Source organism: Paenibacillus sp. SSG-1 (assembly GCF_002224835.1).
Lineage (GTDB): Bacteria > Bacillota > Bacilli > Paenibacillales > Paenibacillaceae > Paenibacillus_AQ > Paenibacillus_AQ favisporus.
Window position 1 is genome coordinate 7229052 of record NZ_MBRK01000001.1, and the last position, 12332, is coordinate 7241383.

At 55.9% G+C, this 12332-nt stretch carries 16 protein-coding genes; all 16 read left to right on the forward strand.

Translation table 11 applies throughout. The features are described 5' to 3' along the window. The first annotated feature begins 173 nt into the window (after window positions 1–173). The 16 genes from BCV73_RS33070 to BCV73_RS35530 all read left to right on the forward strand — a co-directional run bounded on the left by BCV73_RS33070 (window position 174) and on the right by BCV73_RS35530 (window position 12317). Window positions 174–650 carry an ArpU family phage packaging/lysis transcriptional regulator gene (locus BCV73_RS33070; protein WP_089549897.1) on the forward strand — a complete coding sequence of 159 codons (477 nt, stop codon included), beginning with the start codon at window positions 174–176 and terminating at the stop codon, window positions 648–650. Between the two features lie 439 nt (window positions 651–1089). Next, a complete protein-coding gene (locus tag BCV73_RS33075; RefSeq protein ID WP_089549898.1) occupies window positions 1090–1929 on the forward strand; it encodes a hypothetical protein in 840 nt (279 codons plus the stop codon). A gap of 11 nt (window positions 1930–1940) precedes the next feature. Further along, a complete protein-coding gene (locus tag BCV73_RS33080; RefSeq protein ID WP_089549899.1) occupies window positions 1941–2150 on the forward strand; it encodes a YqzN/YkzM domain-containing protein in 210 nt (69 codons plus the stop codon). Window positions 2151–2153: 3 nt separating this feature from the next. Then, the gene (locus tag BCV73_RS33085; protein WP_089549900.1) at window positions 2154–3614 is read left to right on the forward strand and encodes a phage tail sheath family protein; all 1461 of its coding nucleotides are present in this window, start codon (window positions 2154–2156) and stop codon (window positions 3612–3614) included. A 74-nt stretch (window positions 3615–3688) separates the two neighbouring features. Next, complete coding sequence (locus BCV73_RS33090) at window positions 3689–4096, forward strand: phage tail tube protein (protein ID WP_076175086.1); 408 nt, start codon at window positions 3689–3691, stop codon at window positions 4094–4096. A 361-nt stretch (window positions 4097–4457) separates the two neighbouring features. Beyond that, the gene (locus BCV73_RS33095) at window positions 4458–4892 is read left to right on the forward strand and encodes a phage tail assembly chaperone (RefSeq protein WP_089549901.1); all 435 of its coding nucleotides are present in this window, start codon (window positions 4458–4460) and stop codon (window positions 4890–4892) included. Between the two features lie 14 nt (window positions 4893–4906). Beyond that, entirely contained in the window at window positions 4907–5050 is a 144-nt protein-coding gene (locus BCV73_RS35525; RefSeq protein WP_218828240.1) for a hypothetical protein, read from the forward strand. 15 nt (window positions 5051–5065) lie between these two features. Beyond that, window positions 5066–6718: a hypothetical protein gene (locus tag BCV73_RS33100; RefSeq protein ID WP_089549902.1), complete on the forward strand. Its 1653-nt coding sequence runs from the start codon at window positions 5066–5068 to the stop codon at window positions 6716–6718. Window positions 6719–6760: 42 nt separating this feature from the next. Continuing rightward, on the forward strand, window positions 6761–7396 hold the full coding sequence (locus tag BCV73_RS33105; RefSeq protein WP_179232172.1) for a LysM peptidoglycan-binding domain-containing protein: 636 nt from the start codon (window positions 6761–6763) through the stop codon (window positions 7394–7396). After that, on the forward strand, window positions 7393–8370 hold the full coding sequence (locus BCV73_RS33110) for an XkdQ/YqbQ family protein (RefSeq protein ID WP_089549903.1): 978 nt from the start codon (window positions 7393–7395) through the stop codon (window positions 8368–8370). Before BCV73_RS33105 ends, BCV73_RS33110 begins: the two co-directional genes overlap by 4 nt. Beyond that, on the forward strand, window positions 8363–8773 hold the full coding sequence (locus BCV73_RS33115; RefSeq protein WP_089549904.1) for a hypothetical protein: 411 nt from the start codon (window positions 8363–8365) through the stop codon (window positions 8771–8773). Before BCV73_RS33110 ends, BCV73_RS33115 begins: the two co-directional genes overlap by 8 nt. Then, the gene (locus BCV73_RS33120) at window positions 8766–9224 is read left to right on the forward strand and encodes a DUF2634 domain-containing protein (RefSeq protein WP_089549905.1); all 459 of its coding nucleotides are present in this window, start codon (window positions 8766–8768) and stop codon (window positions 9222–9224) included. The genes BCV73_RS33115 and BCV73_RS33120 overlap by 8 nt, the downstream gene beginning before the upstream one ends. Continuing rightward, entirely contained in the window at window positions 9224–10342 is a 1119-nt protein-coding gene (locus BCV73_RS33125) for a baseplate J/gp47 family protein (protein WP_089549906.1), read from the forward strand. The genes BCV73_RS33120 and BCV73_RS33125 overlap by 1 nt, the downstream gene beginning before the upstream one ends. Next, a complete protein-coding gene (locus BCV73_RS33130) occupies window positions 10335–10913 on the forward strand; it encodes a YmfQ family protein (protein WP_089549907.1) in 579 nt (192 codons plus the stop codon). The genes BCV73_RS33125 and BCV73_RS33130 overlap by 8 nt, the downstream gene beginning before the upstream one ends. Window positions 10914–10927: 14 nt before the next feature. Beyond that, on the forward strand, window positions 10928–11278 hold the full coding sequence (locus BCV73_RS33135) for a hypothetical protein (RefSeq protein WP_089549908.1): 351 nt from the start codon (window positions 10928–10930) through the stop codon (window positions 11276–11278). Continuing rightward, window positions 11232–12317, forward strand: coding sequence for a hypothetical protein (locus BCV73_RS35530; protein WP_218828213.1), 1086 nt, complete (start codon window positions 11232–11234; stop codon window positions 12315–12317). The genes BCV73_RS33135 and BCV73_RS35530 overlap by 47 nt, the downstream gene beginning before the upstream one ends. Window positions 12318–12332: the final 15 nt, after the last annotated feature.

The following is a 12332-nucleotide window of genomic DNA, read 5'->3' on the forward strand; positions in this document are numbered from 1 at the left end:
TTACCAAATGGCATGAAAGAAAAAGGAATCCGGAGCGAAATGGTGGTTAAGGCGGGATTTCCGGGTTTTACGGGATACCCAAAAAGTGGTATGTTAACATCATTATACGAACAAAAATGCGAACAAGCCACAGTTTTTTTTAGGTGAACATCCATGAAGGAGCGTGTTTGAATATGGATCAAATGCTGCCGCAGCTGGACCGCCGCAAGACCCAGGCCGCCGTTGAAGCGATTTTGGAGAAATACCGGATCTATAAAACGATTACGTTTGAAGTCAGGGAAGCGAGCGTTACCGCCTCTTATACAGAACGGTTTCACGGACCGACCAACGTGACCTCGGACCAGACGGCGCAGGTCGCCGTCTACAATGTGGACGCGCCTGCGGCCCGCCAGGAATACTGCCGGATGATCGAGTCGATCGTGGAACGGCTGGGCAAACGGGAACAGACGCTGATCCGAGAACGGTATATGAAGGAAGATGACGTTTTCGACTATAAAGTCTACAATTACGTGCTCGACCCGCCGGTCAGTAAGGACACGTACACGAAAATACGAACGCGAGCCTTCTATAAAATGGCGCTGGCGTTTGCGGACCGCGGGCTGTTGACGTTATCCGAGCTTCAAAAAGCCAAAGCATGCAATTCCAAATAAAGCCTGCTCATAAGCGGGACAAGCCGGGGACCGGAGAGGTCTTCGGCTTTTTTCTTTATCCAATGGGAAGCGGGAGTTTCGGGGGATGAATCGGCCGCAGAAGTGCTGATCCTAACCATTTCTATTTGGAATAAAAAGGATGAAAAAATACGAACATATATTCGTGCTATTTTCCGCCGATAACCGTCCGAATAGCCGTCAGCGTTTTCGGATCCGGGGTGTAAGATTATATCATCGGGAATGAAGCAAAGGGACATACCGAACACAATCAGTGGATGTTAAGCCGGCCGGAAGGGCCGGTTTTTTTGCGGACGTGTGACGCTTCATTGCCCGGTAAGCCTTGATCAGAGAGAAAGGAGGGGGCCGAGTTGATACAAATTCTGCGGACACAAAAGAATGGAAGGGGCTGTGACGCAAAAGAAACGGTTCGGCGAGTAGTATGAGGGAAACCGTTAAACAGGCAGTCGCTGCCTTGATTCCCGAGCTGGAAGGCCGGATCTACGATGTGCAGCCACCGGCCGGAGGGGACGACGGGCCATACGCTGTTCTCACCCTTGGCGAGGAGATTTGGAAGTCGGCTTGGGCGGGTTACAGGCAGGTGGTGCGCGTGAAGCTGTACAGCGGCACTGCCGGGATATCCCGGCTGGATGCCTGGGCACAGCAGCTGGTTCGGGGGCTGCAGCGCCAAAAAATAGCAGGTCCGGATAAGGGAGCGATCCTGCTGCACTATTTGGGCGTTCCGGAAGCGGACGCGCTTGATCCAGCCTCCGGCGGCATCATCCGGTGCCTCAGGTTCGGTGCGTATCTGCCGGAGGCTTCGGGAGCCGAAGCGCCTGCTCCGCCGGATGCATGGCTCAGCGCCCTGGCGGAATGGACACGGGGTAAGCTGGCTGACCTGTGGCAGGTCTACGAAACGTCCTGGCCCGGGGACCGGGACGAGCATGCCATATTGTGGCGCCTTGCCGGCTGTGAGACGAAGATGGCGGGGGCTTCGATGTACGAGATCCGCAAAACATTTGTGGGACATTTGGCGGCGCCGTTCCCGGAGACCGAGCATCATGCCTCGGTCGCGTTGGTGGAGGAGCTGGGGGCGCAAACCCAGCTGCCGCTTGGTGACGGGGAACGCCGCTACCTGTCCGTAGCGGAAGTTTCCGCAAATATGCAGGCCGACGCCATACTGGATGGACAGCTTAAGCTGACCCTGGTGCAGCGGCGGATGCGTCCTGCGGAGGAAGCGGCGCTGATCCGCCGCGTTGCCGTTCAACCTATCATGAAATGAGGTGGCCCGATATGGGCGGAAAGAAAATTTCGAAAACTCCGGAAGCCGGAAGCGGCATGCCGAGGTATGAGCTGAAGGAATTGAAAGCGCAGGCCAAGGAGCTGTTCGGGGTCCGGGCAGAGGTCGTGGCAGGTGCTATGCATGACACGGACGGTCAGCATTTTTCGATCGCCGAGGTACAGGGAAAGATCCAACAATTCATGAAAGCGAAGGTGGTCTAACTTATGGCAGGTGGAACTTGGGAAAGCACAAATCAACCGGTGCTGCCGGGATTGTATATGAACTTTAAAGCAGCGGCAACGTCGGCCATTCAAGGCGGCAGCCGCGGAACGGTGATCGTGCCGGTCAAAGCTAATTGGGGTCCGGTCCGCGAGTTCGTGGAGATCGGCAGCGAGCAGGCGATTGCTGCGATGTTTGCCGCGGATAGCGAAAATGGGGCGACCGCCTACCCGGCCCTCTATCTGGCGCTGCTCGGCGGTCCGAAGAAGCTGCTGGCCTACCGCCTGGCGGACGATACGGCCCAGGCGGCGGCCGTGACGCTGCAGAGCGGCGATGCTTCGCCGGCCGCCGTCTTGAAGCTGACGGCGAAGCACCCGGGCAGCCGCGGCAACGGCTTCACCGTGACGGTGCAGCCTGCGCTCGGCAATCCGGCCGCAAAGGAGCTGCGCCTGTATGAAGGCGCCAAGCTGCTCGGCACCTTCATCGGCGCGGACGGCACGGCCGCTTCCTTGGCCGCGAGCATCAACGGCGGCAATGACTGGGTCACTGCCGAGGCCGTGGATGGCGGCGGTGTACCGGCCGACGTCAGCGGACTGGCGCTGACCGGCGGCGCGAGCGGCATCGGCGGCCTGACGAACGCCGATTACGTCGCCATGCAGGAGGCCGCCGAAGGCCAGGACTTCGACCTGCTGGCGCTTGACTATGCCGCCGACATGGCGCTGCTGCAGAGCTTTGCCGCCTGGATCAAGCGGCTGCGCGGCGAAGGCCGCGGCGTCATGGCCGTCTTCGGAGGCAGCGCCGCCGATGACGTGTCGAAGGATGCGGCCGATCTGGCTGCGGCCCGCTCCCTGGCCTTGAACCACGAGGGCATCATCAACGTGGGCACCGGCGTCCGTCTGTCGGGGACGGACTACAGCTCCGCGCAGACGGCCGCCTATGTGGCCGGCCTGATCGCGGGCCAGCGCTTGAACCAGTCCGCGACGTACGCGGTCACGCCGTTCGAGGACGTTACCCGGCGCTGGACGCGCTCCGAGCAGGAGCAGGCCGTGAAGAGCGGCGTGTTCCTGCTCTTCTTTGACGGCCGTCAGGTGAAGGCGCTGCGCGGCATTAACACGCTGGCGACGCCGGCCGAGGGCCAGAGCAGCGCCTGGAAGAAGATCCGCTCCATCCGCGTCATGGACGCGATCAACGCGGATCTGCAGCGGGCGGCGGAGCAGACGTACATCGGCCGCGTGAACAACACGGAAGAAGGCCGCCTCGCCTTGATCGGCGCGGTCAAGGAATACCTCGGCCAGCTGTCGCTGAGCAGCGTCATTGAGCCGGATGGCTATGACGTCATCCTCGATCCGGCCTACTACGGCGATTCCGCGGTGATGCAGCCGGAGCCGGATCAGGTGTTCCTGCAGTGGAACGTGAAGCTGACGGACGTGATGGAGCAGCTGTTCGGCACCTTCTACGTGCAGTGATGGAAGAGCCGCGGTCTTTTTTTACTCATGCAAGCTATGAAAAAAACTATGAATAACTCTGAGGAGGAACCCCTATGTTGGATGCTTCAAAAGTCATTCTCGGCACGTACGGACAGGCCTATATCGACGGTGTATGGCAGACGCACATTAATAAGCTCGAAGCCAGCGTCGAAATCGAGAAACGCGAGCTCAAGCTGGTGGGCAGCGACTGGACGGTCCACAAAAGCGGCAGCAAAAAAGGAACCGGCACGATGAGCGGTTACAAAGTGACCTCGGACATGATCAACCGCGGCTTCACGAAGTTTGAAATCATCTCCAAACTGGACGATCCCGAGTCCTACGGACACGAGCGCGTCCGCCTGATCCGCTGCATGCCGGACAAAATCCAGCTGGCCAACTGGACCGCCGGCGAGGAAGTGCAGGAGGAAACGACGTTTACCTTTGAAGGGTACGAGCTGCTGGACCCGATCACGGCAGACTAAGGAGCTCGGAGAAATAGCTGCCAAACTGCAAAAGTGTAATTCATCCAGCCGAAGTCACCATTTTAGAAGAAGATAGAAGCAAAGGTGCACTGATTTCTGGTGGAATTCGCGAAATGGCGGGTTGGCCGGAAATGAAGCTGCACTTTTGCTTTTAATCGTGCCTTAGGTGTGATTTCCCGGAAAATAGCCGCACTTTTGCGCTTGTGGGTGTTCTTTTCGTGAACCGGAACTGGCGCACCTATTGTACGACCTGACAGGATAAGCAAAAGGGCTGAGTAAGTACTCTTTTCAAGAAGTAAAACTCTCAACATCATCCCTTTAGGGACATAAACCATTCATGAAATGAAGGAGAGGAAGACGCATGAGCTTGCAGGATAACTGGAGCGAGGAACAAATTTTGGACAGCCTGTTTGAGGCGGCGGAGAAGCTGCCGGAGGAGACTGTGCGCATCAAGCGCCTGGATATGCAGATCGTACTGCACGGCCTGACCTCGAGCAAGGTGGACAGCATCCGTGAGCGGTGTACGGTCCGCCGGACGGTGAAGGGGGCGGTGGACGAAAAGGTCGATACCGAAACGTTCAACGCGCTGCTAATCTCCGAAGCTACCGGCAAGCTGGAAGTGAAGGGGCTTACGCTAAACGGCTGGGGCGATTCGCGGATTACAAGCCGATTGAAGCTGTCGGGCGGGGAGCAGGCGGTGCGCCGCATGCTGCTGGCCGGGGAGCTGGACGCCGTCGGCGACAAGGTGCTGGAGTTGTCCGGTTTCGGGGTCGAGATCGCTGACCTAAAAAACTGATCGGCTCCGGGGGAATGACGACGATGCTGTACCACCTGTGGGCCCGGCATCACCTTCGTCCCGGAGAGTTTTGGCGGCTCCCGCGCGGGGAGCGGCTGCTGCTGCTCGCTTTTTCCCAGGAAGAAATCGAACAGATGGCAGCCATCAATCCAAGTTAAGGAGGTGAAGAATTCATGGCAGAAACGTTAAATTACCGGCTGAATCTCGTCATTGATCCGAAAAACGTGATCAAGGCGAACCGGGAACTGCGGGCGATGGAGCGGTATTTTGAACGGATTCAGGGGCGGGTGCTGAAGATCGGGAGAACCCGTATGGTTCCCGAAATCGCACTGAAGGACAGTGCCTCGAAAGGGCTGGACAGCCTGCTGGAAAAAATCAATCGCGTGAAATCGCAGGTTATCCGGGCGACGGCGACTGTAGATGTTGCAGTAGGTGGGGGAGCGCTAGGCGGAAAGATTGATTTTTCCACTCTCGTTACAGCGCTTCAGGAAAACTCGGCCGCCGTCAAAAAGCTCACGGAGACCATCGGAGGGCTGAAAATCGGAGGGGAGAAGAAGGACGAGCCGAAGTCCACTTCTGACAAAATCAAGGATGTATTTTCTGCACTTAAAAACTTTGGCGGAGGGTTGAAAAGCGCGGGGGAAATCCCGGATAAAGGCAAAGCCATCAAAAAGGCATGGAAAGGCGAGGACAAGGATAAGGAAAAAAAGGACCTGGCGGCCGATCCTGACGCTGCCAAAAGGGAAACTCCTCTAAGGACTGAAACTTATAAACGGAAAAAGACCTTGGGCCGAGCGTGGAAAACGATGGGCGCAGCGGGTGATTTCATCGGTACCATTGGTTCTGCTGGTGAAGGCGTTATCGGCGGAATACAGGGGTTGTGGAAAAGTGGAAAGGATTTCTTCGGTGGCGGTAAAAGCAGCGCGATCGCCAATTCAGCCACAAAAGCTGCCCAGAGCAGCGGGATCGCTGCTCCTACCGTAAAATCCATCGGAAGCAGTGGAATGATGACTTCAGCCGCTAAGGGTATAGGCAAAAATCTGCCAGGGGTCCTTGGATTCGCAGCCGATGCCATATCCATTATGACCGCAAAGACCGGGAATGAGCGGGCTCAAGCCATCGGGTCCTCCGTCGGGAGCGGCGTCGGAACGGTTTTGGGAGGCTTTTTAGGATCGGTTATTCCTGGTGGAGGAACGGCGGTCGGAGCAATGCTGGGTGGTGCAGCCGGAGGTTATATAGGAGAGAAGGTCGGCGGCTGGGTCTCGGGTCTGTTCTCGAAAAAGAAGAAAAAGGACAAGCCGGCTCCCGTAAAACCTGAATCCAGCATAGGATCTGCACCAGCTGTTTCTACAGGATTGCCGTACGGACAATATGCTTCACCTGCATGGACAGCCCAAAAAGGGTTACCGGGAATGATCTACCCGAATAGGTATGTGCCCCCACTCTCCCCCCTCCCACTAACCAGCAAAGCTTACGGCCCCTCCCTGCCCGGAGCCCAAGGTCCGGCCGGTCCGATGGGAACAGGCCCACGGCTGCAGGCCGCAACCGGAGGCGGGAAGCCGGGAATCGGGGGCAACGGGGGCGGCAAAACGACGCCGCAGCTCGTGCAGATCAGTCCGGAGCAGATGTCGGCGCTGTCGGGGTTTCTGAAGGATTTTAAAACGGAAACCAACTACAATCTCCCGGCGGGTGCAGTGCAGGTGACTGTGCATGAAGAGACGCCGATAGATGTGGAGGGCCTGATCCTGCAGATCGGGCAGCGCCTACGTTCGGAGTTTGCCAAAGCTGCGCAGAACCGCAAGCCGGGGGCGAAAGCATATGTGTAACGACGTTTCCAGAGAGGAGGAACTGCTGTGGATTTGGTGTTAATGACCGGGAAGGGTGAACGATTCACGTTTCCGGTCAATCCGGAGGAAGTGATCATTTCCAGGCAAAAGGGCTACGATACCGCCAACATTCTCTCGTCCGGGGAGTTCGATTTTCCGCAGGGGGACCGGATTAAGGAAATCTCGTTTTCCTCCTTTTTTCCGAAAGTGTACGATGAGTCCTTCTGCAAAGGGGGAAAAGGCGAGCTGCCTGATCCGCAGGTGGCGATGAACAAACTGAACGATTTTTTGGTCATGAAAACCCCGCTCCGGTTTGTCATCAGCGAAGCCGGGATCAATGTGCCCGTGTTTGTGGCCTCCCATCAAACGACGTTCCGGGGCGGGGAGCCGGGGGACGTGTATTTCGACATCACGCTCCGCACGTGGAGAGAGCTTAAGGTGGCGAAAACGGCTGGCAGCGGCACTGGCGGCGGGACGGCAGTCAACAAAAAGCAGCGCACCGACATGAAGGAGAACAACAAAACCTACACGGTCAAGGCGGGGGACTCCCTTTCCAAAATCGCCAAACTGGAGCTCGGTGACAGCTCAAAATGGAACCAGATCTACAAGCTGAACCAGAAGGTAATCGGCAAGGATCCGAACGCCATTAAGCCGGGGCAGAAGCTGGTGCTGTCATGAGTTACAAGGTGATTTTGCAGGACAAATACGATTTGACCCCCTTGGTGGAGGCAATCAACCTGCGCGATTCGCTGGAGCAGATCGCTTACCAGGGCACGGTCAACTTGGTGGTGACGCCGGATTTGCCCCCGATCTCGCCGGGCATGGCGATCCGCATCAGCGGTATTCCTTACGGGAAAAAGGATTACGTCACCCTGCTGCATCCTGCGGTCGTGTGGGAGGTCGAGACGACGAACAACGGCATGAAGCGGATGACTATAACACTGTACGACCGCACAGTCTACTTGGACAAATCGGAGGACGAGTATTTGTTCCCGGCGAAGCAGACGGCGACGCAGCGTTTTAAAAAATATGCCTCCGACTGGAATTTGAAAATCGCCAAGCTGCCGGATACCGGCAAGGAGCTGGGCCGGGCCGTGTACCGGACGCAGTCGCTGTATGCGAGCATGTTTGCTGATTTGCGGGCGACCGCCAAAGCTGGCGGCAAGCTGTATCATCCCCGGATGATCGCCTCCGGCTTGGAGCTGTACGAGCTGGGTACGAACCCGGACGTCTACGTTCTTGAGGCAGTAACGGATACGATGCAGACGCGCACGCTGGAAGGGGCGGCGACGAAGGTGAAGGTGCTGGCGACCGCGGCGAGCGAGACAGGCAAAGAGGTTCCCTCCAAAGTCCTCGCCATTGAAGAAAAGGACGTAGCCAAGTACGGGCAGCTCCAGGCGATTATCCAGGACGACGAGGTGAAAAATGGAGCAGCCGCCCGCGAGCTCGCCCGCAGCAAGCTGCGCGGTATCCAGGAGACGATCACTGTGAACGCTCCGGATATCAATACGATTCGGGCGGGGGATGCGGTTAAGTTGGGCCAAGTGCAGCTGCTCGTCATCTCGGTCAGCCGCGAACTGGGCAACCCGGGAAGCATGTCGCTGGAGCTCGGAACCTACGACGACGTCAAAAGGAGGTTTTACCTTGAATAAAGACCCGTATGGACAGTTTGCATCCTCTTTGTACGCTTCGGTCGGCAAGCACACGCGCCAGGCGCTCGGCGGCGTCGGGGCGGTGCTGGGGACGATCACGTCGACGGGGCTGAAGCTGGACGATTTCAAGCACGAAATGCAGGACTATATGGTGGCGGAGCTGCCCGGGCTGCTTGCGCTGCCGCGTTATATGGCGGTTGGAGCGTCCGGGACGCGAACGGATACCCCGAATTGGGGGAGCGTGGCGATGGATAAGACGTTTTATTTTGACGAAACCGAGGTTCCGGATGCTGCGCTGAAGCTGGGTGCCGGGCTTAAGCCTGGGGATCGGGTGCTGGCCGTCCGCGTAAATGGCGGGGATGACGTGGTCGTTGTCTGCAGGGTGGTGAGCGGCCGTGGCTAGTTTGTTTCCAGAGACGGAAGACATGGTCTGGACCGAGGATGCGGAGACGGAACTACTAGAGGGGAGCGGGGCGGTGTTTGGGAGGAGCTGGCGGTTCGATTTTGACGCCGGGGAATTCGTCATGTCCCCGACCCGTAAAATCGCCGTCGCGGACGAAAGGGAAGCCTGGGTAACCTGGTGCGAAAAAGCGATCCGTACCCCGCGCTACCGCCATCTCATCTATTCCAGGGACTACGGCAGCGAGCTGGAGGATCTGGTCGGCAGCGGCTACGATCACGCTCTGCTCGAGAGCGAAATCCGGCGCATGGTTTCCGAGGCGCTCCTGGCGGATGCGCGGACCGAGAGCGTGGATCAGTTCGTGTTTGCGTGGGAAGGTGAGGCCTGCCGCTTCAGCTGCCGCATCCAGAGCGTCCGGGACGAGGTTGAAATCATAGAAAGCGTGGTGATCTGATGGCGGACTTGCCGCTTTTTTTGCAGGATCAGACGGAAGAGAACATTATGAACCGCATGCTGGCGAAGGTACCTTCGGATATCGACAAGTCCGAGGGCTCGTTTATTTGGGACGCGCAGGCGCCGGTGGCGTTCATGCTGTCCGAGGCGGCGCTGTGGGCGCAGGAGGTGTTGAGGCGGGGGTTTGCGAGTACGGCTTTCGGTGAGTACCTGACCTTAAGAACGGCGGAGCGCGGGGTGAACCGGAGAGCAGCGGTGCCTGCGACCGGGACCGTGAAGTTTGTGGGGCAGCCTGGAAAAAAACTGGCGAAGGGAACTTTGATTGCCACGCCGGCTGACGAGATTACAGGAGAGTCCAGCATTGAGTACCAAACAACCGCGGACGTGACGCTGGATAGCAACGGTGAGGGAGTGGCACCCATCACGGCCTTGATTGCAGGCAGCCAGGGGAACGTCCCGGCAGGCGTCATTGAGGTGTTGTTGGTTCCAACCAGCGGCATCATTTCGGTGAGCAATCCGGCAGCAGTAACCGGCGGAGCCGATGAAGAGTCGGATGAGTCGTTGTTGGAACGGTACTATGCGGAAATCCGAAACCAGGGGACCAGCGGCAACAAAGCGCAATATATCCAGTGGGCCAATGAGGTTCCCGGCGTGGGAGGAGTGCAGGTCGCTCCGTTATGGCAAGGTCCGGGGACCGTAGGCATTTATTTGGTCGATATGGATAAAAGGGCAGCCAGCCCAACGATCGTTGAAGCTGTTCAGCAGTATATTGATCCGACGATGGACGGTCAAGGAGAAGGAAAAGCTCCAGCTGGACCGGTTGTAACGGTGATGCCCGCAAAAGAGGTGCCGATCGATATCTCAGTCCAGCTCACTTTGGCAGACGGTGCAACTTTAGACATGGTCAAAGAGCAGATGATCGGTGGCATTACCGCCTATTTGAAACAGCTGGCTTTTGCCGATCCGCTTGTCCGCTTTACCCGAATTGCTGCCATTCTGCTGGATATCCCGCCGATCATCGATTATTCCAATCTGACGGTCAACGGTTCCGCGGATACGAATATCCAAATCAGTCCTGGGGAAGTGGCCGTATTGGGGGCGGTGGACGTCCATGAGTGACGCTGCATTTACAAGCTCTCGTGGTGCCGAACTGTTCTCTTATCTGCCAGCTTACTACGAATTCAGCCGGGTCATTCGAGCTGATGTGGATGCCAAGGGCGCGGAGTTGGATGCTCTTTATGCTGCGCTGAATGAGACGCTGGAGCAGTTTTTTGTGAAGACGGCTTCGTGGGGGTTGGATCGGTGGGAGGCGGAGCTGGGGATACCCACAGATAAAACTAAGCCAATTGACCAAAGACGCTCTTATGTTGAATCCAAGCTGAGAGGCAGCGGTAAGGTTTCGGGTTCCATGATCAAAAACGTGGCGCAGGCTTACGACGGCGGGGAAGTTAGTGTATTGATCTCGCCGGGTGAGTATAAAATTACCGTTACTTTTATTGGTACGCGAGGTATTCCAGCGAATTTAGAAGATTTAAAGGCAGTCATGGAGGAAGTTAAGCCGGCTCATATGTCGTTGGAGTATAAATTTACTTATTTGACGTGGGATGAGCTGGACAAAGCGAAGAAGTCCTGGGATCAAACAGGTGCGCTCAATCTTACCTGGGATGAATGGGAGAAATATAGACCGTAAAGGAGGGATATGGTATGTCTACAAAGTTGCAAACCGGAGTTAACCTGCCGGACGGTTCTGACACTAACAATCGCGCAGCCTATAACGAAAATCTGCTTTTTATGGATATTTGGATTAGGCCGTACCGCATCTCACTGCAAAACTGGGATGCAGATGCCCAGGTATACACCAAGGTTTTATACGTTAAGCCTGAGGACAACGCTACAGCCATTGACTGCACTCTGACCAACAAGACCAACGGGAGATACACGACGGATACCTGGGTCCTTCAAAATCAGCCAGATGGGATGACGAGAAAGATCGTGTGGACGCTCACCTATGACAGCAACGGAAATGTTATCGACAGAACATACACGAATCAATGAGAGGAGTCTTAAAATGTTGGGAGGTTTCGTTGATCCGCTAAAAGTGCGAGGCGTTGGCGGCGGTGTTGGAATCAGCCAGACGGATCTACAAAGTTTGATCGATATTGCAAACACTGCAGAAGCCAATAATGACTCGATCAAAACAGATGTCGTAAACAAACTTAAGGCAGTTAACCCGACTCTGAATATAAGTACGTCATCGACGTGGACTTCGATCCGAGAAGCCATTACGGGGATGCAATATAATGGTGCGGTGACGATTACACCAGGGGCATCGGATGTTGTGATTCCTGCGGGGTACCATAACGGGAGTGGGAAGGTTTCTGGGGTTTCGGTACCAGTAGCGAATGTACTGGCAGGTACGACGATTGCGGGGCAAGAGGGAACGATGCCGAATAAGGGGGCGATTACGCTGAATCCAGGATCTTCAGATGTAGCAATTCCTACTGGGTATCATAACGGCAATGGGAAAGTTTCTGGGGTTCCGGTGCCTGTAGCGAATGTACTGGTGGGTACGACGATTGCGGGGCAGGCAGGAACAATGCCGAATAAGGGGGCGGTTACGCTGATCCCGGGATCTTCAGATGTGACTATTCCTGCTGGGTACCATAACGGTAATGGGAAGGTTTCAGCAGTTGCCGACTTAATAGCCTCAAATATAATCGAAGGTGCAAAAGTTGGAGGTGTGTTAGGAACTGCTGCAAAATACAAATTTGTATCTGGGACAGTGATAAGTTCTACGGAATTTAAAACCTTTGTTAGGCTCGACGCTGGCACTGTAAATCATTATTATGTACAAGTTTCGTATGCTTTTGGTTGGAGCCCAAAACTGATATTACTGTATAAGACTTCTTATGGCTCCACTGATTTTAAACCTACAATATATTGTTCACAAGATGGTGGGTTTATTAGTTTGGCCTATGACAGCGTCAATATGTCACCAAACGCGGTGAATGGAGCAGCATATGTTAATTCAAACGGTTTCTTATTTCCTGTAGAAGGTTACTATGCGAATTATAATTGGCTGGTATTTGGTTAAAATGGAGGTTAACAC

Coding starts and splice junctions, on each gene's coding strand:
- BCV73_RS33125 (WP_089549906.1), top strand. CDS start 9,224: ATGGCGGACTTGCCGCTTTTTTTGCAGGATCAGACGGAAGAGAACATT.
- BCV73_RS33075 (WP_089549898.1), top strand. CDS start 1,090: ATGAGGGAAACCGTTAAACAGGCAGTCGCTGCCTTGATTCCCGAGCTG.
- BCV73_RS33090 (WP_076175086.1), top strand. CDS start 3,689: ATGTTGGATGCTTCAAAAGTCATTCTCGGCACGTACGGACAGGCCTAT.
- BCV73_RS33110 (WP_089549903.1), top strand. CDS start 7,393: ATGAGTTACAAGGTGATTTTGCAGGACAAATACGATTTGACCCCCTTG.
- BCV73_RS33080 (WP_089549899.1), top strand. CDS start 1,941: ATGGGCGGAAAGAAAATTTCGAAAACTCCGGAAGCCGGAAGCGGCATG.
- BCV73_RS33085 (WP_089549900.1), top strand. CDS start 2,154: ATGGCAGGTGGAACTTGGGAAAGCACAAATCAACCGGTGCTGCCGGGA.
- BCV73_RS33100 (WP_089549902.1), top strand. CDS start 5,066: ATGGCAGAAACGTTAAATTACCGGCTGAATCTCGTCATTGATCCGAAA.
- BCV73_RS33135 (WP_089549908.1), top strand. CDS start 10,928: ATGTCTACAAAGTTGCAAACCGGAGTTAACCTGCCGGACGGTTCTGAC.
- BCV73_RS33130 (WP_089549907.1), top strand. CDS start 10,335: ATGAGTGACGCTGCATTTACAAGCTCTCGTGGTGCCGAACTGTTCTCT.
- BCV73_RS33095 (WP_089549901.1), top strand. CDS start 4,458: ATGAGCTTGCAGGATAACTGGAGCGAGGAACAAATTTTGGACAGCCTG.
- BCV73_RS33105 (WP_179232172.1), top strand. CDS start 6,761: ATGACCGGGAAGGGTGAACGATTCACGTTTCCGGTCAATCCGGAGGAA.
- BCV73_RS35525 (WP_218828240.1), top strand. CDS start 4,907: ATGACGACGATGCTGTACCACCTGTGGGCCCGGCATCACCTTCGTCCC.
- BCV73_RS35530 (WP_218828213.1), top strand. CDS start 11,232: ATGACAGCAACGGAAATGTTATCGACAGAACATACACGAATCAATGAG.
- BCV73_RS33070 (WP_089549897.1), top strand. CDS start 174: ATGGATCAAATGCTGCCGCAGCTGGACCGCCGCAAGACCCAGGCCGCC.